Source organism: Methanobrevibacter sp., assembly GCF_045644645.1.
GTDB lineage: Archaea > Methanobacteriota > Methanobacteria > Methanobacteriales > Methanobacteriaceae > Methanocatella.
The window spans coordinates 12,815-37,566 of the sequence record NZ_JAZRHE010000137.1 but is presented as its reverse complement, the minus strand read 5'-3'; the positions used below and the strand labels follow the sequence as shown (position 1 = coordinate 37,566).

Genomic DNA, 24,752 nt, shown 5'->3' with positions numbered 1-24,752 from the left:
GGATTTTGGGAAAAATCTTTCGAAAAAAACAAAAATAAAAAAATAAATAACACTTTCAAAATCCCCGATCGGATAAAAATCCAATCCACACAATCAAACAGCAATCATCAAGGCGATTATTTCAAAAAAAAGTAAAAATCACAAACGATATAATCAAAACGAAAAATCCATACGACAATAGCCGTATCGTAAAAAATAAAAAAAGTAGGAGAGATAAGATAATCTCCTAATTTCAAATTTATGCTTTTTATCTATTCGGATACCACTACATTTGCTGTTGTGCTTGAAGGTTTGTATATTTCATTACCTGCAAATGAAACAACAGCAGTATAACTACCAGGATCCAAATTCTTGGTAGATGCACTAACCCTACCTTTTGCATCGGTTTTTACGGTTTTGTTGATGTTGCCTAAGACCATATTGACTTTGGCACCGGAAATGACATTACCGTCAGCATCTTTTAAGGTGGCATATAGCCTGGAGCCGACATTATGAACAGCAACAACATCATTGGCAGATAATGTAGTGTCAATCTTATCTATAAACACATTGGCTGTAGTTTCTGATTTGTAGTAAGTGTCATCACCTGCATATGAAATCTTGGCTGTGTAATCGCCCGGCTCTAAAGCTTTAGTGGATACGGAAATTCTACCGTTAGCATTGGTTTTTACAGTCTTGGTAATGCTTCCTAAAACCACTTTGACTTTAGCTCCAGCAATAGCATTGCCGTCTGTGTCCTTTAGATAGACATACAATTTGGAACTTTCATTATAAACTCCGACAACGTCATCAGCGGATAGAACAGTTCCTGCTTTTACTTGAACCTTGGCTGTCATGCTTGAAGGTTTGTATATGTCATCACCAGCAAATGAAACCATAGCTGTATAATCTCCGAGATCCAAATTCTTGGTGGATGCGGAAATTCTACCTTTAGCATCAGTCTTAACAGTCTTGTTGATAGGACCTAAGACCAGGTTAACCTTAGCACCGACAATAGGATTGCCGTTGGCATCTTTCAGGGTAACATACAATCTGGAACTTACATTATAAAGTGCAACAACATCATCAGCGGATAACTCTGTAGCAATCTTATCTACAAATACGTTTGCAGTTGTATTTGAAGGACCATATATCTCATTACCTGCAAATGAAACAAGTGCTGTGTAATTGCCCTGATCCAAATTCTTGGTGGATGCGGAAATTCTACCTTTAGCATCGGTTCTTACAGTCTTATTGATAGGACCTAAAACCAGGTTAACCCTAGCGCCTGAAATAGGATTGCCTTCTGTATCCATCAGGGTAACATAGAATCTGGAGCTGACATTATAAACAGCTACAATATCATTAGCAGATAAAACAGAATCATATTTTACAAATACGTTAGCTGTAGTATTGGAAGGATTATACATCTCATTACCTGCAAATGAAACAACAGCAGTGTAATTACCGGAATCCAAGTTTACAGTGGATGCGGAAATTCTACCGCTGGCATCGGTTCTTACAGTCTTGTTGATATGGCCTAAGACCAGGTTAACCTTAGCACCGACAATAGGATTGCCCTTAACATCCATCAGGGTAACATAGAATCTGGAGCTGACATTATGAACAGCAGCAATATCCTTAGCAGATAGGCTGGTGTCAATCCTGGACATATAAATGACTTCACTGTCTTCAGCAGGATAATAGTACTCATCACCTTTAAATGAAGCTGTTACAGTGTAGTTGCCGCTGGTTAAAGCCTCAGGAACTTCATAAAAGACATAGCCTTCATCGATAGGAACGTCCTGAGTGTAGCTAGCGCCTTCACCGCTGACAGTGAAAGTCACACTGCCTACAACATTATCATCAATTTCAACAGTGATCACTACATTATTAAATTCATCAACAGCAATTTCAGTGATTTTTAAGTTAGCATCCATTTTGGTTACATTTAAAACAGCGCTACCGCTGCTACTGTCATACATGGCGGATGAATCTGTGTAGACGGCTAAGATATCATATACGCCGCTATCCTTATCGATCATGACTTCCTGGATTGCCACACCTTCAACAACCGGAATAGTTGCAACCAGATCATCACCGAAGTAGACTTTAACTTCACCGGAATCGATATTCATGAAACCTTCACTGGTTTGGACGGTTACGGAAACATTGACTACATCGTCTTTGATTGCTGTGATATCTGCAACTTCAACGGTTACAGGTATTAATTCTACAGTAAAGATTTCACTGTCTTCAGCAGGATAATAGTGATTATCGCCTGCAAATGAAGCTGTTACAGTGTAGTCACCACTAACTAAAGCTTCAGGGACATCATAAATTGCCTGGAATTCTTTAATAGGGACAGTGCCATTGTAACTGACATCATTTCCTTCAACAGTGAAAGTTATTTCGCCTTCAGGAACTTCCTCCATTTCTACAATGATTGTTACGAAATTGAATTCATCGACTATAATGTCTGCGATGCTTAAAGTAGCTTCATCCCTAATTACCTTTAAGGTGGCATTAGCTTCACTATCTTTAAGGTCACCGCTTAAATCAATGAATTTAGCTAAAATATTATATTCTCCTACTTCCTTATCAATAACAACTTCCTGCATTGCAGTGCCTGTGACAACCGGAATGGTTGCAACCAGTTCGTCGTCAAAGTAAACTTCCACTTCACCCTCGAAGACAATAAATCCGAATTCAGACTTGACGGTTGCAGTGATGTTTACTGTATCGCCTTTGTATGCAGTGATGTTATCAATTTCAACAACTGTTCCTGTTTTAACTTTTAATAATTCAATGTATTGAATATCAACGTTTACAGCTACAAGTTTTAAATCTTCAGGAACAACATAATCTGTTGTGAATTCACCGTTTTCCATTACACCTTCAATGGAGCCGGATGTGGTGTCAATAACAACATCTCTTGGGATTGTTATTGGAGTTGCTAAAGTGCCGTTTTCTTCACCATCGGTCCATGTGTTCAGGTCGACTGTGATTTTAACGGTATTGCCTTCAACAAATGGAGTGTCATTGGTTGCAGTCAGGATAACCCATCTTGTTAGTGTCGGTTTATAGTTGTATCCTCCAACAAAGTCATTAGGATCATCGTTGGAACCCCACCAATTGTCGTTGAGAGTTATGGTAGGAGTGACAGTGTCTGTCTTGTATCCGTAAACTGCAAATCCGCTTGGGTCTTTGTTTGCAAATATTACTGAATTGGAAACATCCACAGTCGTAGCCCTTGCATAGATTGCCGCACCACATGTATCCGCAGTGTTTTCTTCAAACAAGGTGTTTGAAATGGACAATTTACCGGATTTTTGGGTGTTTGAAAGACCTACCATGTAGATTGCTCCACCACCAGTATTGTCTTTTCCGTTAGCATGGTTTGCAATGAATCTGGAATTGGTGATTGTGTATTCAGCGTCTGAATGAGAAACAAATATTGCACCACCGGATGATTCATCCAATGCCTCATTTTCGATGAAGCTTGAATTGTCTATGAATAAACCAGCAAGTTGCTGAGCGAAAATTGCTCCACCGCCGGAATTGTCATTGCCTAATGCTTTGTTATTTTCAAATGTTGAATTGATTATGGTTAATTCAGCATAGGAATTAGTGAATATTGCTCCTCCCATTTTTGCAGTGTTGTTTGCGATAGTTGAATTTATAATAGTCAATTTACCGACATTATAGATTGCACCACCGTTATTTTGACCTGCAGATGAGTTGGCTAAAGTACAGTTGATTAATGTCAATTCGTTAGCGTTGCCGAGTAGTGCCCCACTGTCAACAAGGGAAGCACCGTTAACCATGATTAAGTTTTTCAATACTACACTGGCATCACTGCCAACGTAAAGGATACGGTCGCTGTTTTGAGCATCAATAACGACAGTGCCGTTACCGGTAATGTTCAAATCGTCTGAAATGATTCCCAAATCAGTAGTTGTGTAGGTACCTTCCTGAATAACGATTAATCCTTCATCAGCAAGTTCAATTGCTTTTGCAATAGTGGCTACAGGAGCGTCTTTGGAACCGTCATTGTTATCGTCACCGTCAACGGCAACATAAATGATATGTGGTTCCACAACAACAGGAATGATTACTTCAGCATCAGCGCATTCAACAGCAATGAAAGTGTCAGCTACAACTGCAGTGTATCTAGTGGAAGCCTGACCTGCAATCACAGGTAAAGTTTCATCCAATCCGCCGGATGAAGAGCTTACGGACACATTGAATCCGTCAGGCAATACGTCATCGTAATCGGCTATGGTGCCGTCGGTTGAGTTGGTTGAGTTGAATGCAACTGTGAGAATGCCTTTTTCCTGGTCATAATCGGCAGTCATGATTACCCATTTTTCAACATTGGCATTGGTGTTTGCTTTGGAGTTGTCACCCCAGAAGTTGTTTTCTGCAGAAACAATTGCACCATCTGCCGCATTTACTGCATAGCCTGTGAAACCTTCTCTAGGTATTATGACTGAATTGCTGATGTCGAGTGAACTGGAAGATGTGGCAGTGGCGCCTACATAAATTCCTGCATCTTCAACATCCTGATAGTTGCAGCCGTAGTTGTCAATGAAGACAGAACTGACAACTGTCGCTTTGGAAGTACCGGTTGTGTAAATTGCACCACCAGCATATGTGGTTCCGGAAGCTGTGTTATTGATGAAAGTGGAGTTCACAATATTGGCTTGAGTTTTACCTGAAATGAATAATGCTCCACCAGTACCAGTGACTGCAGTGTTATCTTCAAATGTACAATTAATAACTTCTATATCGCCAGTAGTGGCTGAAGTTGCTTTGGAGGCGTAGATAGCCCCACCATTTTTGACCTTATTGTTTCTAAATACAGTATTCTCAATGACGGCATTCGCACTATTTGCATAGACAATTCCGTAGAATGTTGTAGAGCTAGTGAAAGTTCCAACAAGAGTCATATCATTATCATAGAACTCAGAATTATTGACGGTCAACTCAGTTCCTGATGCGGAATTGATAACTCCTCTGGAAGCGACATCATCATAGAATATGGAATTGTCAACAGTCATGGTGCCTTTGGAATTGAGAATAATGCTTCCACCAGTGCCGCTTGTAGCAGTGTTGTTATAGAAAGTACAACCGTCAATAGTCAGATTACCATAATTCGCAATTGCTGCTCCATTTGAATTTTTAGCATTGGTAAATACAAGATTTGTCAGGTTGAGGTTTGCATTGTTTTCGATTATTCTCTTCAAGCCACCGTCAATGGTTACAACATCATTTTCATATCCGCGAATGTCCAAGTCCTTATTGATTGCTAAAGTGGAATCAATAGCATAAGTTCCTTCAAAGATGACTATTTTTCCCCTTTCAGCTATTTCAATAGCATGAGCAATTGTTGCTACAGGCTCATCGAAATAACCTACATTGCTGTCATCACCATTAGGGCTTACATAAACAACTTCAACGACAATAGGTTCATTGATGTTGATTAAAGTTGTATTTACTGCTTTGGCTGATGTGATGTTGATTTCATCCACGCCGCCAATGTCTGCTGTGTATACGAAAGTGACAGCATTGCCTTCGGTAGTGGCTGAATCCTTGTCAAAGAATCCTTTTATTGCATCTGCACTGACTTCCACTTCAGGAATCTTATCAGCTAATTCGTAAAGGGTGCCAGTGGAATCGGTATAATGAGCAAAGTCAACAGCAAACACGATTGTATCGTTGATGTCTAAAGGATCTTCTGAAGTCAAGTTGTTGACGACATTCATGACAACCCATTTGGATGCATCGAATTCGCAGTCTTCATATCCATAGCCATAATCGTCCTCATATTCGCCTGTGCCTATTAAGCTGCTAGGGTCGTCATTGGTTCCCCACCAGTTGTATTTGGCATCCATCACATTATCTTCACCATTGTGGTAGATGACATTGCCTTGAGTATTGTCTATTATTGCACAGTTGTTTATTGTGAGTTTCCATCCGTTATATATGGTGTTTCCGTTTCCGGTAGCTGAATTGCCTACAAACTTGGAGTTGGTTATGACTGCAGTTCCCAATCTTCCGATGTTGATTGCGCCACCTGTTGCAACGCTACCTACATAGTCTTTAGTAGCCCTGTTGTTAATGAAAGTTGAATTGTTGATGTTCATTGAATAACCATTGATTGCACCGCCGTTTCCGGTAAGGACAGTGTTGTCAATGAATTCAGTTCCTTCCACATTCATTACAACATTATTGCTGGTAGTGTATACGGTTCCCAATTTGCCTGTGTTGCTTATGAAATGGGAATCGATTAAGTTGAGTACTGTATTTTTTGTTGTGGTTGATACGTCAATTGCGGCATAACCCTGACCGATGTCTGATCCGTCATCGATGAATGCGACATTGTCTTTCAATGTTGTATTGACGAGTGTTACGGCAATCGGCTTGTTATATCCTACACTTGCATAGATAATTCTTCCTGCAGTACAGTCAGAGATTACACAATCAGTAATGGTAGTGTTTCCTGTAGTGGTGATTATGCCTCCAAGGTATGAACCGGTACAATCACTGATGTTCACATTGTTCAGGAACAGGTAAGCGTCAGCATAATTGTATACGGTACCATACTGGTTTCCATTTCCATTGATTAATGCCAGATTATTCAATTCAACAGTGAATCCTTTTACAGGACTGGAATATGGCATGTCGATTAGTTTTTCGATTCCGTCAGCATCGATAACCACAGCACCGTCACCTGTAATGGTTAAATCGTCAGTAATGGTAATTGAAGCGCCAGGCTTATATGTACCTTCATTAATGATGATTTGATGTGATCCTCCGACAAGTGTTGCAAGTTCAACAGCTTTGGCTATGCTTGCTACAGGAGCCTCTTCGGAACCGTTGTTGTCATCGCTACCATCTTTTGATACATAGATGATGCCGTAATATGGTGGCACTTCAGGTACAAAGCTCAATTCCACAAGGGCTTCATCACATGAAACGGAAACAATATCATACAAGTCGCCTACAGTATATACCGCGCTTTTAGTTGCGCCATCACTAATAGTGAGAGTTGAAGGCACGATTGTTCCATCATTGGATGATAATTGAACTTCGTATGTTTTAGGAATAACTCCACCAGTCAATTCTTCGATTTCACCAGCAGTAGTGTTTACATGATTAAAGTCAACAGTTAATGTTACTTCATCCCCAGGGATTGCTTCGGTTACATCTGCAACAACATTCATTATGACCCAATTGTTCATAGTAATGCCTGAACCGGTTGTTTTTGAACTCGGATCATTGGTTCCCCACCAGTTGTTGTTTACGGTAGCTGTTGCTGAAGAAGTTCCAACGGACAAATCATTTACGATTGAAGAATATGAAATATCCAAATTAACCTTATCCACATAAATTGCAGGCAATGTTGAACTAGCACCTACGTTATTTTCAATGATTGAATTTGTGATTGTTAGTTCGGATGTGTATCCGGTAGGTGATGATGCTTGAATAGCTGCAGCATATCTGTCAGCATCATTATCGGAAATTTCACAATTGTCAATGCTTGCAGTTGAATTGTAAATGTATATAGCACCAGAGTCAGCAGTCGCATGGTTATTACTAAATATTGAATTCATAATATCAACTGTTCTTGCTTGTAAATAACAAGCTCCACCATTGTTTGCTGAACAGTCTTCAAAAGTAGAACCATTAATCAATACATATAGTCCACCGCCACCACGGATGGAATAACCAACGGAAATAGCTCCACCCCAAGTACCGCTAGCATTTAAGTTAGTGAAACTGGAATCAGTTACCTGTAAATAACCACTAGCATATTTCAGATATATTGCTCCGCCGCCACCTTGTTTTGTAACGGCCATATCCTCAAAGGTACAGTGGTCGACAGTTACATTAATCACAATAGTATTGGAATTAGAACTACCCATAGCCTTTATAGCACCACCGTTTTGTGCTCTACTGTTTCTAAATTTAATGTTAGTAAAAGAGACAGACGGATTATTGCTTAATATGAAAATACTGATTGTATCTGCATTTCCATCAATCACAACATTTCCATCACCAATGATTGAGATTGGAATATCGCTGTCAATCTCAATGCCATTTTCAGTATAGGTACCTTCATTGATAATGATTTCACCAGTTCTGCCTTTAGCAAGCTCAACCGCTTTTGCGATTGTAGCTACAGGGCTGTCTGCTGAACCTGTGTTGCTGTCATCCCCGTCCACAGACACGAATGTAGAGTTTTCATCGCCGACAGGTTCATCACTAGGTTCATCTACACTTGGAATTGTTTTGCCTTCAGGCAAAGGACTGCCATCGTTCAAAACATAATCGCCAGCATCATTTACAATTACATAATTGTTTACGGTTGTTCCGGTAATGGTCGGGTCATTGCTTCCCCAGTAGTTGGAATCCGCATTGATTGAATTGGTACCACTTGTACCTGCACCATATACAGGCAAATCAGCACCAGAAGTAGTAATAGTATTATTAGCAATATAATTGTAGTTTAAAACAGCTGTTCCACCAGTATTACAAAATACTAAATAATTTGTAGCGCTGTTGTTTACGAATACTGTTTGCTCAATGGTTAATGTATTTCGTGCAGCATAGATAATTGATTTTCCTGTAGCTCCAGGGACTGTATTGTTAATAATGCGTGAATTTGTAACTGTAGCGATTCCATTTGTATAAATCATAGCATATGTATTTCCGCCGCAGTTATATATTCTAACATTGTCAACAGTTAAACTAGATTCCGCATTCACAGTATATATTGGTGCATATGAGAATCCGGTTACGGTATTTTGAGCATTGTCAATCAGAGTGTTTTTAATATTGTAATTTCCAGCGCCCTGGAAGTAAATTGCAGTTGCACCTTTGTTTGTGGTTGCTGCAGAATTTAATATATCAACATCCTCTATGTTTACAGTTCCTGTTGTTTTAATCCACATTACACCGTATTTTGATTTACAGTTATCAAAAGTACAGTTGATTACATCCAGATTGCTATCACCGCCCACATTTAATGTTCCAATACTTCCGGCAGTGATATCTATAAAGTTCAGATTTTTAAATGAAAGGACAACACCATTTTCAACTGTCTCAAAGACACCATTGGTTGCAGTGGACTTGATGATAACACCGTCCCTGCTTTCACCAACGAAATTTATTGATTTTGTGAAAGAGAATTTGGTATCTTGAGTATATTCACCATCCTTTATAAAAATTGTTTCTCCACCGGTAGTTGCAGCACTAACAGCGGAAGAAATGGTTTTATAAGGTTTGTCCTCCGTTCCTTGTTCGTCTCCATCATAACTACCATCCACATAGATAGTAGCTTCCCCCTCACTCAACAAATCACCTTCCGCTGATTTGAGCGAATCGTCTAAAGAATCACCCACATCAACGCTGACCGCATCTTCAGCAGTCATATTATCATTGTCAAGTGAATCAGTTGCACTTGCAGTACCCATGACGGCTAGCATCACAAGCACAAGAAGCGCGCTAATAAAAATTTTTTTATTAACCTTCATTAAATCACTTCATCAAATTATAAAGTCAACAAAATAAAAAATAAAATTAACTTTATAACTGATATATATGTAATACAAGCATATAAATATTAAGCATACTTGAAAAAAAATAAAATATATTTTAAAATTTTTTAGGTTTTGCTAAATTTTAGAAAAAATATTAAAGAAATAAACATTGAAAATAAGATTTAAGAAAACAAAATGACAAAATAATTATACAACAAATGAACCTATTCAAAATGCACAATTGAAAAATAATATTAATGATTTGAAATCAGCCAATCCATAAAATCAATTTCACCAAAAGAAAAGGTTTTCTCACCGGAAATAACACAAATAAGATTATCAACAATTTCTTCAACAGTCAAATCACTTGCATCGATTTCCGATACGTTTTCACCATGGATTTCATAAGCCTCGCCGCTGCAGATTCCCATCGCTTCCGCCTCCAGGTTTTCACGAATCTTTGCTTCGGAATAATCACGTGCCCTTAGGCGATGCTCCAAAATCTCAGGCCTGACCCTTAAGACAATGACCCTATCGGCACCATCACACAAATGTGAAAGATGCCCTTCAAAAATGAGCATCCCATCATTGCCTGAAATAATCTCTGATACTTTCTCATTAAGTGCAGGAATATCTATGACCTTGTAGCCTTTCTCATCATCAATGCCTAAAACAAAATCATTCTCAATTGCCAAATCATTAATTTTAACAAGTCTGCAGTTTAACTTATCCGAAAGCAGTTCGCTGACTGTGGTCTTTCCAGTGCATGGAGTTCCACTAATAAAAATAGCTTTATTCATAATATCAAAAAAGAAAAGAATTATTTTTTCAAAATAATCCTTAAAACATCTTCATCTTCAAGCACATGGTCCGGCCCGACCTTTTGGCCAGGGAATTTGACTGAAGTTCCCCAAACCTTTGCATGCCTGAAATTCTTAACGAATTCCCTGTGCAGCTTTCTGCATGCATCAATTACAGTAGAACCTTTTTTGATTACCAACGGATCTTCCATATCCGCTTTTCTTCCTTGAGGTTTCAAATAAACGCGGACAAGATCCAAATTGTCAAATATGATGTCCTTCAACTCATCAATGTTTGTGTTTTTATCCGCTGAAATCGGAATGAAATCCGGAATGTATTTTTTCAATTCTTCAATATATTCATCATCAACCAGGTCAACCTTGTTCAGTAAAATCAGCATTGGAACATAGGATTTGTTCCTATCAAGCACGTCAATGAACTGGTCCATTGTCACATCATCCCTAAACAGGACATCGGCATTGATGTAACCGTATTCATTCAGGATGGACCTTATTGTCTTTTCATCCATGTGAGACAATGGGCAGGTTGAGGATACCTTTACGCCACCCAGCTTTTTCCTTTTGACAGTCACGTCAGGAGGCTGTTCGTTTGGTCTGATTCCAATAGCTCTTAACTCTTTTACAATAACATCAATGTGTTGTGGATTGAAAGTATCTAAAACAACTAATATTAAATCTGCAGTTCTTGCAACGGATAGAATTTCCTTACCTCTTCCCTTACCACTGCTTGCACCTGTAATGATTCCAGGAATATCAAAGATTTGGATTTTGGCATTCTTATGCTCCATTACACCAGGGACAATATCCAATGTTGTGAACTGGTAAGCCCCCACTTTACTTTCAGCATTTGTAATGTTATTTAGCAATGTAGATTTACCCACAGATGGAAATCCCACTAAAACCACAGTTGCGTCTCCAGATTTCTTAACATGAAATCCTTGACCTTTAGACCCGCCACTGCTTCTTTGTAAGGATTCTTCTTTTAATTTTGAAAGTTTGGCTTTAAGTTTGCCAATGTGGTGAGAAGTGGCTTTATTATATGGTGTCTTTTTAATCTCCTCTTCAATGTCTTTTATTTTCTCTTCTATCCCCAATTAAACCACCAAAAATAAATAAAAAAAGAAAGATTAGGAAAGGCCTAATCTATTTATTAGTTGAGTTGCCGCTGGAACTAGTTGAGTTACTGGATCCGCCGGCAGCAGTATTTTCAAAGTTTACTTTGAACAACATTACTCCAGGCTCAGTATGGACATTGGAAAATATGTCCTGGCCTGCTCCACCGAACAAGTACAAGCGAGTGAACATTGAGTTAACCAATTCGTTGCTTATCAAGAATGGAGTGTACTGATTCTCATTACCTATTAATAATAGTGTGAAGTTTCCATCATCCGCATCCTTGATGGTCTCATTTTTCATGAGATATCCATTTTCAATTACAATGATATTTGATGCCTTCAATGGATTATACTCAGTATCATTTATCATGATTTTTTCACCATTCTCTGTGTACACTGATTCGATGTGGGCTGAAGTAGTATTATTGCCAGTTCCCCTTTCAATAACTGCATTTACAGTCATTCCTTGACCCTCATTTATGGTCAAATTACCGGTGGAGCCTGGTTCAACTGTCACTTGTGCTTTTGGAACATAATAGTTGAAGTTTTTAGCAGATTGGTTTTCAAAGTCCCATCCACCGAAGTAACTCCACCATCCTGCTTTTACAAGCATATCTGAAGATGCGACAAATATTACCGGACGCGGATTATCAGGGTGAGTGTATCCAATAACCTCTGAAGCATTATCAGGGGATAACTTATATGTATCCACTAAAGTCTTCTTGGCGTCACTGGATGATTTCGGTAAGATATCAAGCAATATATCAACTGATTTGCCTGTGTCTCCTGTAACCTCAACCAATTTGGTGACTGCCTTTTCACCGGTTGTATCCAACATTCTGAATATGCCCGCTGACAGTTCCAGATTATCCGTAGACATCGCCTTACCCAGCCAGAATGCCCTTGATCCTGTTTGTGAACCTCCGTCGAATGTTGTCTGTTTATCGGCAGCAATCTCAAAGAGGTAACCGAAGTCCCACCAGGATGTGATGACTGTATCCTCAGGCTGAGTTTCGTCAATCCATTGCATTGCATTCCACATCGGGTCACTTGTACCCGGAACAACAGAATAGGAAGTCAGATAAGCACCACAAACTGTTGGAGAAACAAGTGCGATGACAATCGCTGCAATCACAACGTATTTCTTAAGCGGAACCTTAACTGATGCTTTAGGTTTTAAAGCATAAATAGTAAATAAACCCGCAACAGCAATTACTATGAACAATGCGATTGCATAGACATTATTCAATAAGGTCAATGGGATAGCTGCTAAAAATCCGCATAATAATAAAACAACAACCAACAACCTGTCATCATTTAATCTGTTTTTAACATAATCTCCTGCATAGCTTACAAAAATACCTGCAAGTAAACCGAATGGCACTGTAATAGTGGTGATGAACCTTGAACCTCTACTTACCGCAATTGCGGAAACCACTACCCATACAACAAACAGTGCTGCATACATTACAGTCAAACGTTTATCGGCCAAAATGTCATTATTGCCGCCGAACTTTAAATCGGCCAAAGCAATCTTGAACTTACGGTCATCATCGATTTTTTTAGAAGCAGCCAATCTGTTTCCTTTTTGAGGTTTTTTATTGGAGCTATCTTTAACAGGAGCTGCAGAACGGAATTTAAATGCTCTTGAAACTAAAACATACATTACTATTAAGCCTGCAAACAATATGGCAATTCCACCAATACCGTTGATTACTCCATTGGTGCTTGCTATAAATGCTGAAACCATTCCGCCCGCAAGCAATGCCGGTGCCTGCATCTCTGCAACAGAAATAAGTACATTAGGGAAACCGCCAGCAACACGTGAAGCGGATTGTAAGTTTAACAAGTAAGTTACACTTCCGAATAATGATGTGACACCATCAAAGCCTTTGAAAGCTACAAGTCCTATAAAACCCAGTACCCCCAGGATTATGATAGTGAGCAGATCCTTATTGTGGATTAGCCAGTCAAACTTATTCGAATAATCTCCGGGGTCATCCCAAATTTTAAAGAAGTATCCTGCAATCAGATATACCACTGCAAATATGCCCATCACACCTATGTAAAAGATGTAACCTGACCATGCTTGCGAAAACAATCCGATTGATATGATTGATAGTATCGCATATACAACTTTTAAAATAATATTATCTGTTCTCAAAGCCTCAATAAAGAAGAATATAAAGAACAGCGGGAATATGTAATAGAACATATCTGTATCGAAAAATCCAGGGAATGTGTGTGCAAAGTAGTTCGGAGCAAGAACTATAAGTAATGTTGCAACAATTGCCCCATAATCGTTAGTAATTCTTCTTGCGAATATGAATACCGGAATAACAGCTAATGTGGAAATTAATGCGCCAGTCCAGAAAGCAACTTCTTTTACTGAATGATTTCCTCCAAGCATACTATTCGCAATGTCATGTAACCATGATGTGACATACACAATGGCGCCCTCATAATTAACCTGATTACCGTCAGGGGCCAGCCTATGCATATCCCACTCACTTCCATTAATAACTTCATCCCCGAAAATGCCGGAGTCTACATAATTCTCAGTCAACCTTAGGTTATAATATGAATCCATTTCACTAAAATAAGGAAGACCTGATGAATCTATATAGTCCCCTTTTACACTGTCGCCGATAGAATTTAAATCGGCTGCGGGAGCTTTTAGTGCGAAAACAACAGCAAGTAAAATCAAAATAATGACTATTGATTTGCCTATTGTTAAAATTGTTTGTTTATTCATTGAAATCCTCTATTCATTTCGTTAATAATTAAAATTCTCTAAAATAATAATTTTAAACAAGTTATATTAAAATTATAAGAAACAAATAAAAATATTTAAACTTGACTTGAAAAAATATTTTTATTGAATAATATATATTTAATTCACCATTATTAAATATTATGTATATCTGAAAAATTAGAAAAAAGCAAAATTTAATTCAATTTGCTTTCCAGTTCCTCAAGTGAACAAGTGAACTTGCATTTTGGAAAACCGCTGCATCCAACAAATTCGCCAAATCTGCCTGATCTTTTTAAAAGTGGCTTGCCGCATTTAGGACATGCCCCTACCTCTTCAGGTTTGTATTCCTTTGAAGTATCCTTGCCGCAATTAGGGTCAAGACACATTTCACGCCTATTTTTGCCTTTGCCGGCCGCAATCATAGGAAGACCGCAAATTTCACAGGTCTTTTTAATTACGGAAGCGTTTCTCGGAAGGGAATAGGTTACATTACAATCAGGATAATTAGTGCATCCTACAAATTTTCCATAACGGCCTGCCCGTTTGACAAGCTTGCCTCCGCAGCTGCACTCGCCAACAATGTTGGTTGCCTGATAAGCCTCATACAATTTGGAACCGATGCCCTTTTGGTTTTCATCAATGTCCACCAAAATATCTTCAACATCCTTTTTACCTTCATCAATAACGCTTTCTTTAGTAGATGTGTTTTGATTGATGCCCTCAAGTTTGATTTCCAAATCTCTTGTGAGCTTTTCGCTTGTTAAATTACTGCAGTAGGTATTCAAGGTGTCAATGAGGTTTTCACCTAACTGATTAACCTCTATTTTGCTTCCCTCAATGTACTTTCTGTCATACAACTTATCGACAATGTCCGCCCTGGTCGCCTTGGTTCCCAGGTTTTTCTTTTCGAGTTCCTTGATTAATGAAGCCTGATTATAACGTGCGGGAGGTTTGGTTTCCTTTTCATCTTTAATAAGTTCCTTAACACTCATCAAATCTCCTTCGCTAACATCAGGGAATTTTTCATCATCTATCTTTTTAAACGGATAATGCTCCATCCACCCCTTATGAGTAACCCGTCTGCGTTTGAACTTAAACTTCTCATCCTCAATATCCAGAGTAGCGCTCATGGTCTCAAATTCGGCAGATTCAAAAAATACTGCAATGAATCTGTAAACGATCAACTCATAGATTTTTTTCTCATCGCTATTGAGGGATTTCGGAAGTATTCCTGTTGGGTGAATAGGAGGGTGAGCCGCATCTTCCTTTTTACCGTTGTTAGGTTTTAATTTGGAAGGGAGCTTGGAGATATGCTTTTTGAACTCAGGATTTGCAGACAGTTGCCTGAAAATATTTTCAAATCCAAGACTTTCAGGCAATTTTTGAGATGAAGTACGTGGATAGGAAGTGTAACCTGCACTATAAAGATTTTGAGCTGCATTTTGAGTTCTTTTTGGTGAAAAACCAAAGACATTGTAAGCTTCGGCCTGAAGACCGCTCAAATCAAAAGGAACAGGAGGTCTTGTTTTTGATTTTGTAAACTTGATTTCATCAACGACCGCATCTTTTCCCATACATTTATTGTAAATCTCATCAGCACGGGCCTTGTCAAATATATTCCTCTCAACATGCTTGATTTCAATACCCTCAAAATCAAGAATAGCCCTTATAATCCAATAGGGCTCAGGAACAAATTCGCGGATTTCCTTTTCACGTTTTACCAGTATTGACAATGTTGGAGTCTGAACCCTACCAACGGACAATTTTAAAAATCTGTGCTTGGTTTTCTTAACGGAATCCGATAATGCAATGGAAAGGTTCATGCCAAAGTAATAATCTATGATATGTCGGGCAATACCGTTATCGACCTGATGCATGTCAATGTCTATCCTATTTTCATAAGCATCCACAATATCCTTTTTAGTTAATGTCGAAAATTTCATTCTGGAAACATTATTCAGTGCATCCTGGCCACATGCATATTTCAAGGCATTGTAACCAATCAATGTCCCCTCAACATCATAATCGCAAGCATGAACGTATGAATCAGCATTTTTACCGAATTTTTTAATAGCCCTTAGGTAATCTTTTGTGAATGCACTGCTTTTGCTGACTTCATGGGAAGGAGCCCAGTGAAGGTCAAAGGCAACCTTATACCTTTTATTTTTTTCAGGAACCAATGAATACAAATGACCAACACCGGATAAAACTGTAATATCCTTTGAATCCCTTTGAAGTTCCCAATATTTAACTTTCTTATTATACACTTTCTTTTTAGCGCTTGGTGAAAGCGCTTTAGCTATTTTTTCCGCCGAACTCGGTTTTTCGCAAATTATTACTTCATGCATTATATTTACCCAAAAATTTTTTTATAGAATATTTTAATGAAATTTTTAATATAAAAATATTACTATTCTGAAATTAGTAATACCCCAGCATGAAAAAATTGCTAAAAAAAAGTGAAGTTGAACGAAAATTCATTATGGGATTGAAAGAAATAGCAGATATGAATGAATACCGGTGAAAACTACCAAATCGATATAAATACCACTTTAAGAGCATTCATTCATAGGTACTTTAATTACAGTGTGCACAAAATTACATCACATTTGAGAGTGGACTTGTCCTTCTTGAGGCATAGCTTTTCATCCTTAACGATGACCTTGTCCTTGAGCTTTACGTTGTCATTATCAGTGTACATTACAGCAACCTGTCCTGGTGCGACTACCTGTTTCCAATTCTCATCCACCGCCTGTGTCTTGTCATTCAACTGAACCTTCAACTCGCCGCCGTCAATGTCGACAACACGACCGATGTCACCGTTGTCGATGATTTTATAGGACATTTCAATTTCCAAATTTTGTTGGACAAGCTTTTCAATCAGATCCTGCCGGAATCTGGCCAGCAACTTAATGTCATGGTCAATTGTCTTGTTCAGATTCAATTGGGCGGTTGTCTCTGAATAGGTGGGGTGCTTAACAATAATATCGAAATCATCTCCGACGGTAGGTGTTTTGGAAGAGACCTCGCCTAAGATTTCCTCAAAGACTTCCCTCATTGTAATCAAATTTTGAGAAGCTTTCCATTTGGCGGAAATCAATTTCTGAGCTAACTGTTTTGCATATTTGTTTCCGAAAATGATTATTCCATTATTGCCTGCTTTACGGGATTGAGTTTGGGAACCCAACAGTTCAACCAACTGAAAGCCGTTAGTTGTACCGTAAATTCTTCTTCTTTTTGTTTGAAAAGTTCCTTTGGAGCTTACTTCACCACGAATAATCTCTCCAATCTCAAGCAGTTTGCTTGCACCGTCGGTGATTTTGACTGAAACGTTTAATTCGTCGGCTCTCTGCAAAAATTCATCGTCGGTTTGAATAGTTCCATTATACAATTCATCTTCTAAAGCATCCAAATCTTCCTTATCTCCAAAATAAGCGATTTTCCTCTTATCGGCCGCCATTACACAGCCCTTTTTACCCATGTATGCAATGATTAAACTCATGATATCCCCGATTGATATTTTTTAAAATGATTACATATTTTAAATCCTAGTATTACTCTATCAATCATACATTATAAAGTTTAAAGAAAAATTGATAAGAAAAATGTTGTGCCGAATTGGTGATTAAAATAATAAGCACAGCAACATTAAAAAATAGCTATTCCTTTTTAGCGGTCAGGTCTTCATTATAAAAACGATAAAAATCAGCACAGAAATCACAGATTGGAAACTGGCCATTCCTATAATAACCTAATTCTGCCTTGTTCATGTCAAACTTCTTGCCGCAGATAAAACAGGTTTCAATTTTTTCTTCACTCATAATATGACCCTAAAAAAAGTAAAAAAAAGTAGGTTAAATAACTTAACCTATGTTGTATTTTTGCAAGAGTAAAATCTCTTCGGTAGATACTTTTCCACCTTGTTTGAATTTTTCAAAGATCTCTTCAGCCCTTTCCTTTTCTTCACGGTTTTTGTTAGCAGCAGGTGAAGATTTGTTATCGGATTTTCTACGTTTAGGTTTGTTGGAACCTAACTTCTTGTTGATAACATGAATATCGCTTAAGATAGCTTTGAATTCTTCATGTTTAGCTGAAGCATTCTTACGAGCTTCGATGAATTTTTTGTGAGCTTCGTCGGCTGCAGTTCTGATATCATCAGTTTTTCTGAAGTAGGTGAGCATTTCTTCGTGGGCCGCTTGAGCTTTTTCAGAAAGTTCAATTACCTTTTCGTGTTCTTCTTCAGATACTTTTTTAAGCTCTTGTGCTTCATTTTTAACTGATTCGTCTTCGTGAATTTCCATTAATTGTTTTCTTAAATCATTTGCATTTTTAACAAGCTGATTTTCTTTTTTAATGTCTAAAACGCGAGTTTCAATGATTTTATCAATCTTTTTGATTTCATTTTCTATTTTGATTTTATCACGTTTACCAGAAGACCATTCAAGATTTTTAATCTTATTGTTTGCATCATTACGAGCCTTTTTAGCAGCTTCAACAGCTTTGTTGATTTCATTACGCTCGTTTCTGAATTCAATAGCTTTGTTTAAGTTTTCTTTTAAAGATGCATTTAACTCATCTCTAATTTTACGTTGTTCCTTAGCTATTTTGTTATACTCTTCTCTTTCATCAGCAACTTTGGAGATTTCAGCTTCTTTTTCGTCTTTTTGTTTTCTTACACCTTCCATGGTGTCAGCGAGAACAAAATTGGATTTAGGAAGATCTTTATCTTTTTTAGATTTAGATTTTTTAGGTTTTTCTTCAGCTGGTTCAGCCTCAACTTCTTCAACAGCTTCAGCTTCCTCAGCATTATCTTCCTCAACTGGTTCAGCCTCAGCCTCTTCAACTTCTTCAGTTTCTTCTTCAGCAACTTCAGCTTCCTCAGCATCGTCTTCCTCAACTGGTTCAGCCTCAGCCTCTTCAACTTCTTCAGTTTCAGTTTCAACAGCTTCGGCTTCTTCAGCGATTTCTTCTTCTACAGTTTCAGTTTCAGCATCATCAGTGGTTAATTGATTAAGGATTTCATCTAAGACTTTGCATAAGTCTTTTTCTTCTATTACTACATCAGCAATTTCTTTTACAGAATCTTTTGCGTTGAATGCTATTCCGCAACCTGCTGATTCAATCATGGAAATGTCGTTTGCGCCATCCCCAACAGCAACTACTTCATCTAAAGTAATTCCTGCTTGTTCGACATGGTCTTTTAATACATCCAATTTGGAACCGGATACTAAAGGACCAGTCACTTCACCAGTTAATTTACCATCTTCGACTGTGAAACTATTAGTATAAACTGTGTCAACTCCGAGTTTATCTTTAATTTTATCACCCACTACATCAAAACTTCCACTAATGATAGCTACATCTACATCTTTATCTTTTAGACAATTGATGGTTTTTTCTGCGCCAGGCATTAATGGAAGATCACAAGCAACTTTTTCAATGTCTTCAATAGAAGTTCCTTCAAGAAGTTGTACTCTATCCTTAATAGAAGTTTCAAAGTCAATTTCACCTTGCATAGCTTTTTCAGTAATTTTAGCTATGTCCTCTTCAACATTTGCTAATTTTCCTATCTCATCTATCGCTTCACCATCAATAATAACGTTATCTAAGTCAAATACTACAAGTTTAATCAATAATACCACCAAATTATATTAAATCTAGCTCACTTAATCTATCGTAAGCTCTTTCGACACCAAGTTTAGCGTCGCTTTTGGTTTTGGCACCAGTACATACAACTTTTCCGGAACCAAATAATAATAAAACCACTTTAGGGTCAGATAATCTGTATACTAAACCAGGGAATTGTTCTGGTTCATATTCAGTATCTTCAAGTTCTAAAGCTACTGCTTCTAAGTTTAATGTGGATTCTAAGTTTGCAGAAGCCACAATGTTTTGAATTTTAATTTCGAATTCCTCAGGAATTTCTGTATCGATTGTCCTCATTAAATCAACAGTCTTTTTGATTGCCAATTTTGAGTCATCTATAGATTTTGCTCCAGTACAAACAAGCTTACCAGAGCTGAAAATTAATGCTGCGGTTTTAGGATCTTTAAGTTTAAAAACTAATCCTGGAAACTGTTCACGATTAAAATTAACCCCTTCTAAAGCCTGTGACACTTCAGTAAGAACTATGTCTTTACCAATGCTTGCAGAAGCAACAATGTTTTCAATTTTTATGTCAACATCGGTCAATTTAAAACCTCCACTTAAGTTATTAAAATTAGTAAGTAAAATTTAAGAAAACAAAAAAGTAAGTTAAATTTTTACTAATTAAATATTTAATTTAAATAGTATATAAAGGTATGTTTATGTTATATAAGAAAAATTTTTTTGAGAAAAAATCGCGAAAAATAAAATAATCATCGGCTTGAGAACTTCATAAACTTGACAATCAAAAATCCGAGCAATCCTTTATTTTTATAGATATCATCGATTTCGCTTATCTCATTTAAAAGTAGTTTCATCTCGGATTTGGTGAAGTCCCCTTTTTTCAAAAGACTTAGATAATTGAGAAGGAAAGGATTAATCATCTTATTGTATTCTGCAAATCCGTACTCATTGCATTTTACGATAGCCAATTTATATGCCCTGATTGAATCCAAAACCAATTTGAAATTGACATTTTTGGTGACTGAAAGTTCAGCATCATCAAAACGCATGTAATAGTTGGTAATAAACTTGTCGTTTAAAAGGACAATTTCACCCCTGTTGTAGGCATCCAGCATGAAGTTCAAGTCCTCGCCTGCAACGAACTCAGGAAACTCACCGACAATTGACCTCTTAAATATCTTTGTCCAGAATGAAGGCAGAATCTTTAGGATTTCGGGATTCTGGCGGATATCTGAAATATATATCCTGTCCCTTACTTTTCCGGGCGAACCGTAAAACAGCCTGTAAAAAATATTGCTCCATAAAAAAGAGACAGCTCCTGAAAAATTCGGATTGAACTCCAGATCGTTTTTCATATCAATGCTATCCCCATATGGGGAGTATGATTTGAACATCAAATCATCGTAAACCCTATAGTACCTTCCGAACGCCACGTTTGCATCTGATGAAACGATTTCTGTGTATAACACCTCACATGCATCCTCCTCATATGTATCGTCAGCATCAAGAAACATTACGTAATCTGAGCTTGCCTTCTCAAGGGCGATGTTGCGGGGTCCCCATGCCGCACCGGTGTTTTCCTCCAGATGGATGGCCTTGAAATTAGGGTGTTTGCTGCAGTATCTGTCGATGATTTCACGGGTCCCGTCGGTTGAAGCGTCATTTACTATGATTACCTCAAGATTCTCAACGCCTATGCTTTGATTGACAACGGAATCCAGCGCCTGAGCCAGATACTTCTCTGCATTGTAGGCCGGAATTATTATAGATATCATGAATTCAGACATTAGTTGATTTTTTATTTTAATTCCTATTTAAATTTTAAATGAAAAAATTAAAAAATTAAAAAAGACAAACAAAACATTAATTAAAACACATTCGATGGCTGATAGTATGATAGAAGTGGAAGTTAAGGCAAGAATAGACAGTTTCGAAGATATTGAAAAAAGATTAAATGAACTCGGAGCCTTGAAAACCAAAAAGGAATTCCAGGAAGACATATACTTCAACAGTCCGGTAGTTGACTTTGCAAAAACCGACGAAGCTCTGAGAATAAGGACAACAATAAAAGAAGGTAATGAAAGAATTTTCATAACCTACAAGGGTCCGAAAATCGACAAAAAGAGCAAAACCCGAAAGGAAATCGAAATGGGAATAGACGACAGCGAGAAATGCGCAGGCATTTTCGAAGCGATCGGTTTTGAAAGGGTGAGGGCCGTGAGGAAAAACAGGCAATACTTCTCCTATGAAAACTTTGAAATATCACTGGACGATGTGGAAGGCCTTGATCCGTATATGGAAATAGAAATTGCCCTTGAAGACGGCAGCGACTACAGTGATGCACAAAACAGCATTTTTGAGTTGTTTTCAAAATTGGGCATTGAAGATGGCTTTGAGAGAACATCATATCTGGAGCTATTGGAAAACATATATTAATATAAATTAATAATAAAATTAATAATAATTAAAGCAATTTTGAGAAGGGATTAACTTTGCAATATTTCATAAGTCACTATAATAAAGAATGTGAATTGACATTTCCTGATGATATTACAATTTATGATACCACATTAAGAGATGGGGAACAGACCCCTGGCGTCTGCTTCAGCCTTGATGAAAAGCTGGAGATTGCAAGAAAGCTTGACCAATTCAAGATACACCAAATTGAAGCGGGCTTTCCAATCGTTTCCGAAAAGGAAAGGGAAAGCGTGAAGGCAATAGCAAACGAAGGTCTGAATGCCAAAATTCTCGGATTGACCAGGACAAAGCCGCAGGACATTGACGCCGCACTTGACTGTGATGTTGACGGCATCATCACATTTGTCGGAACCTCCGACATTCACCTGGACCATAAGATGCACATTACCCGACAGGATGCAATCAACCTATGCGAAACCGCGGTGGACTATGCCAAGGACCATGGACTGTTTGTGGCATTTTCCGCAGAGGACGCGACAAGAACAGACATCGAGTTTTTAAAGCGAATCTACGGCAAGGCTCAGGAATGCGGTGCAGACAGAGTCCACATTGCCGACACCACCGGAGCAATTACACCGCAAGGTATTGACTATATGGTAAGGGAGCTTGTAAAGGACATTGACATTGACCTTGCAGTTCACCTGCACAACGATTTCGGATTGGCCGTGATAAATTCAATCACTGGAGTGTTGGCCGGTGCCCAAGCCGTTTCAACAACAGTCAACGGCATTGGAGAAAGGGCGGGAAACGCCTCCCTTGAAGAACTTATAATGGCAATGAGAATACTGTACGGAAAGGACTATGGATTCAAAACCAAATACATCAAGGAACTTTCAGACATCGTATCAAAGGCAAGCGGGCTTCCAATCCCCTATAACAAACCAATCGTTGGAAACAACGTGTTCAGACACGAATCAGGAATTCATGTTGATGCAGTGATCGAAGAGCCACTGTGCTACGAACCGTACCTCCCGGAACTGGTCGGCCAAAAAAGGCAGCTCGTTTTGGGAAAGCATTCAGGATGCCGGGCAGTAAGGGCCAAATTAAATGAATGCGAATTAGATGTAAGTGATGATGAACTTATTGAAATCGTAAGACAGGTTAAAAAGCAAAGAGAAGAAGGCAAATACATTAATGATAAGGTATTTAGAGAAATCGTTAAGAATACTAAAAAATAAGGTTGTATTATGAACATTACAGAAAAGATTCTTTCCAAAAAGGTAGACCATGAAGTGACACCCGGGGAAATCATTGAAATTCCTGTTGACCTTGCAATGTCACATGACGGAACTTCCCCGCCTGCAATCAAAACATTTGAAAAAATAGCTGATAAAGTATGGGATTCAAGTAAAATAGCCATTATTTTTGACCATAACGTTCCTGCAAACACCATAGGCTCTGCCGAATTTCAAAAAGTTTGCCGCGAATTCATTAAAACTCAGAATATTACTAAGAACTTTATCCATGGTGAAGGGATTTGCCATCAGGTGGTTCCTGAAATGGGCCTGGCCGAACCCGGAAAGGTCATTGTTGGTGCAGATTCACATACATGTACATATGGTGCATTTGGAGCGTTTTCTACAGGAATGGGTGCAACAGACCTTGCAATGGTTTGGGCGACTGGAAAAAGTTGGTTCATGGTTCCTGAAGCCATTAAAATGGAAATTGAAGGTGAATTTAATCCATATATTGCGCCAAAAGATTTGATCTTAAACATTATCGGCGAAGTCGGAATTGCCGGCGCCACATATAAAACTGCCGAGTTCTGCGGACCTACAATAGAGAACATGGGTGTCGAAGGACGGGCAACCATGTGCAATATGGCCATTGAGATGGGTGCAAAAAACGGAATAATGGAACCTAACAGGGAAGTTATTGATTATATCTGCAAAAGAACCGGTAAAAGCGAATCCGAATTAGACATCATGAAATCGGATAGCGATTCCGATTACGAAAAAGAAATGCACTTTGATATAACCGACATGGAACCTCAAATCGCATGTCCAAATGATGTGGATAATGTCAAGGGCATATCAAAAGTTGAAGGCACTGCGGTTGACCAATGCCTAATCGGCTCATGCACTAACGGAAGATTATCCGACCTTAAGGATGCTGCAGAAATCCTAAAAGATAAAGAAATTGACGATGACACCAGATTATTGATACTTCCTGCCTCCCGCGAAATCTACAGGCAAGCAATGCACGAAGGGTATATCGACACTTTCATTGATGCCGGAGCCATAATATGCAATCCGGGCTGCGGACCATGCCTCGGCGGACATATGGGAGTATTGTCCGAAGGCGAAGTATGCATTTCCACAACAAACAGAAACTTCAAGGGAAGAATGGGCGATCCAGCTTCCTCAGTATACCTATCCAACTCAAAGGTAGTGGCTGCTTCAGCAATTACTGGAGTTATTACAAATCCAAAAGACTTATAGTTGAT

General features: G+C 38.3%; 13 protein-coding genes. 3 read left to right on the top strand and 10 right to left on the bottom strand.

The window, feature by feature from the left end:
• Positions 1-251 precede the first annotated feature (251 nt).
• The 10 genes from ACKI4K_RS08055 to ACKI4K_RS08010 form a co-directional block, all read right to left on the bottom strand.
• A complete protein-coding gene (locus tag ACKI4K_RS08055) occupies positions 252-9,521 on the bottom strand; it encodes a right-handed parallel beta-helix repeat-containing protein (RefSeq protein WP_407424011.1) in 9,270 nt (3,089 codons plus the stop codon).
• Positions 9,522-9,781: 260 nt separating this feature from the next.
• The gene (locus ACKI4K_RS08050) at positions 9,782-10,327 is read right to left on the bottom strand and encodes an adenylate kinase family protein (protein WP_407424009.1); all 546 of its coding nucleotides are present in this window, start codon (positions 10,325-10,327) and stop codon (positions 9,782-9,784) included.
• A 20-nt stretch (positions 10,328-10,347) separates the two neighbouring features.
• Positions 10,348-11,442, bottom strand: a complete 1,095-nt coding sequence (locus ACKI4K_RS08045) for an OBG GTPase family GTP-binding protein (RefSeq protein ID WP_407424007.1) — start codon at positions 11,440-11,442, stop codon at positions 10,348-10,350.
• Between the two features lie 49 nt (positions 11,443-11,491).
• Positions 11,492-14,218 carry an STT3 domain-containing protein gene (locus ACKI4K_RS08040; RefSeq protein ID WP_407424005.1) on the bottom strand — a complete coding sequence of 909 codons (2,727 nt, stop codon included), beginning with the start codon at positions 14,216-14,218 and terminating at the stop codon, positions 11,492-11,494.
• A gap of 194 nt (positions 14,219-14,412) precedes the next feature.
• Positions 14,413-16,566 carry a DNA topoisomerase I gene (topA, locus tag ACKI4K_RS08035; protein WP_407424003.1) on the bottom strand — a complete coding sequence of 718 codons (2,154 nt, stop codon included), beginning with the start codon at positions 16,564-16,566 and terminating at the stop codon, positions 14,413-14,415.
• A 233-nt stretch (positions 16,567-16,799) separates the two neighbouring features.
• Complete coding sequence (locus ACKI4K_RS08030; RefSeq protein ID WP_407424001.1) at positions 16,800-17,720, bottom strand: DUF2121 domain-containing protein; 921 nt, start codon at positions 17,718-17,720, stop codon at positions 16,800-16,802.
• A 157-nt stretch (positions 17,721-17,877) separates the two neighbouring features.
• Positions 17,878-18,039, bottom strand: a complete 162-nt coding sequence (locus ACKI4K_RS08025; RefSeq protein ID WP_407423999.1) for a hypothetical protein — start codon at positions 18,037-18,039, stop codon at positions 17,878-17,880.
• 42 nt (positions 18,040-18,081) lie between these two features.
• Entirely contained in the window at positions 18,082-19,851 is a 1,770-nt protein-coding gene (gene serB, locus ACKI4K_RS08020; protein ID WP_407423997.1) for a phosphoserine phosphatase SerB, read from the bottom strand.
• A gap of 13 nt (positions 19,852-19,864) precedes the next feature.
• Complete coding sequence (locus ACKI4K_RS08015; protein WP_407423995.1) at positions 19,865-20,410, bottom strand: TATA-box-binding protein; 546 nt, start codon at positions 20,408-20,410, stop codon at positions 19,865-19,867.
• A gap of 167 nt (positions 20,411-20,577) precedes the next feature.
• Entirely contained in the window at positions 20,578-21,603 is a 1,026-nt protein-coding gene (locus ACKI4K_RS08010) for a glycosyltransferase family 2 protein (RefSeq protein ID WP_407423993.1), read from the bottom strand.
• 118 nt (positions 21,604-21,721) lie between these two features.
• On the opposite strand from ACKI4K_RS08010, the gene cyaB reads away from it, so the two are divergent.
• The 3 genes from cyaB to hacA are packed head-to-tail and all read left to right on the top strand — an operon-like array spanning position 21,722 to position 24,747.
• Complete coding sequence (gene cyaB, locus ACKI4K_RS08005) at positions 21,722-22,264, top strand: class IV adenylate cyclase (protein ID WP_407423991.1); 543 nt, start codon at positions 21,722-21,724, stop codon at positions 22,262-22,264.
• Between the two features lie 56 nt (positions 22,265-22,320).
• Entirely contained in the window at positions 22,321-23,484 is a 1,164-nt protein-coding gene (locus ACKI4K_RS08000) for a homocitrate synthase family protein (protein WP_407423989.1), read from the top strand.
• Positions 23,485-23,493: 9 nt separating this feature from the next.
• Complete coding sequence (gene hacA / locus ACKI4K_RS07995; RefSeq protein WP_407423987.1) at positions 23,494-24,747, top strand: homoaconitase large subunit; 1,254 nt, start codon at positions 23,494-23,496, stop codon at positions 24,745-24,747.
• The last annotated feature ends 5 nt before the right edge of the window (positions 24,748-24,752 follow it).

Excerpts from the sequence above, each read along its gene's own strand:
- ACKI4K_RS08040 (WP_407424005.1), bottom strand. The coding sequence starts at position 14,218 with ATGAATAAACAAACAATTTTAACAATAGGCAAATCAATAGTCATTATT.
- ACKI4K_RS08050 (WP_407424009.1), bottom strand. The coding sequence starts at position 10,327 with ATGAATAAAGCTATTTTTATTAGTGGAACTCCATGCACTGGAAAGACC.
- cyaB (WP_407423991.1), top strand. The coding sequence starts at position 21,722 with ATGATAGAAGTGGAAGTTAAGGCAAGAATAGACAGTTTCGAAGATATT.
- ACKI4K_RS08055 (WP_407424011.1), bottom strand. The coding sequence starts at position 9,521 with ATGAAGGTTAATAAAAAAATTTTTATTAGCGCGCTTCTTGTGCTTGTG.
- ACKI4K_RS08030 (WP_407424001.1), bottom strand. The coding sequence starts at position 17,720 with ATGAGTTTAATCATTGCATACATGGGTAAAAAGGGCTGTGTAATGGCG.
- hacA (WP_407423987.1), top strand. The coding sequence starts at position 23,494 with ATGAACATTACAGAAAAGATTCTTTCCAAAAAGGTAGACCATGAAGTG.
- ACKI4K_RS08010 (WP_407423993.1), bottom strand. The coding sequence starts at position 21,603 with ATGATATCTATAATAATTCCGGCCTACAATGCAGAGAAGTATCTGGCT.
- ACKI4K_RS08025 (WP_407423999.1), bottom strand. The coding sequence starts at position 18,039 with ATGAGTGAAGAAAAAATTGAAACCTGTTTTATCTGCGGCAAGAAGTTT.
- topA (WP_407424003.1), bottom strand. The coding sequence starts at position 16,566 with ATGCATGAAGTAATAATTTGCGAAAAACCGAGTTCGGCGGAAAAAATA.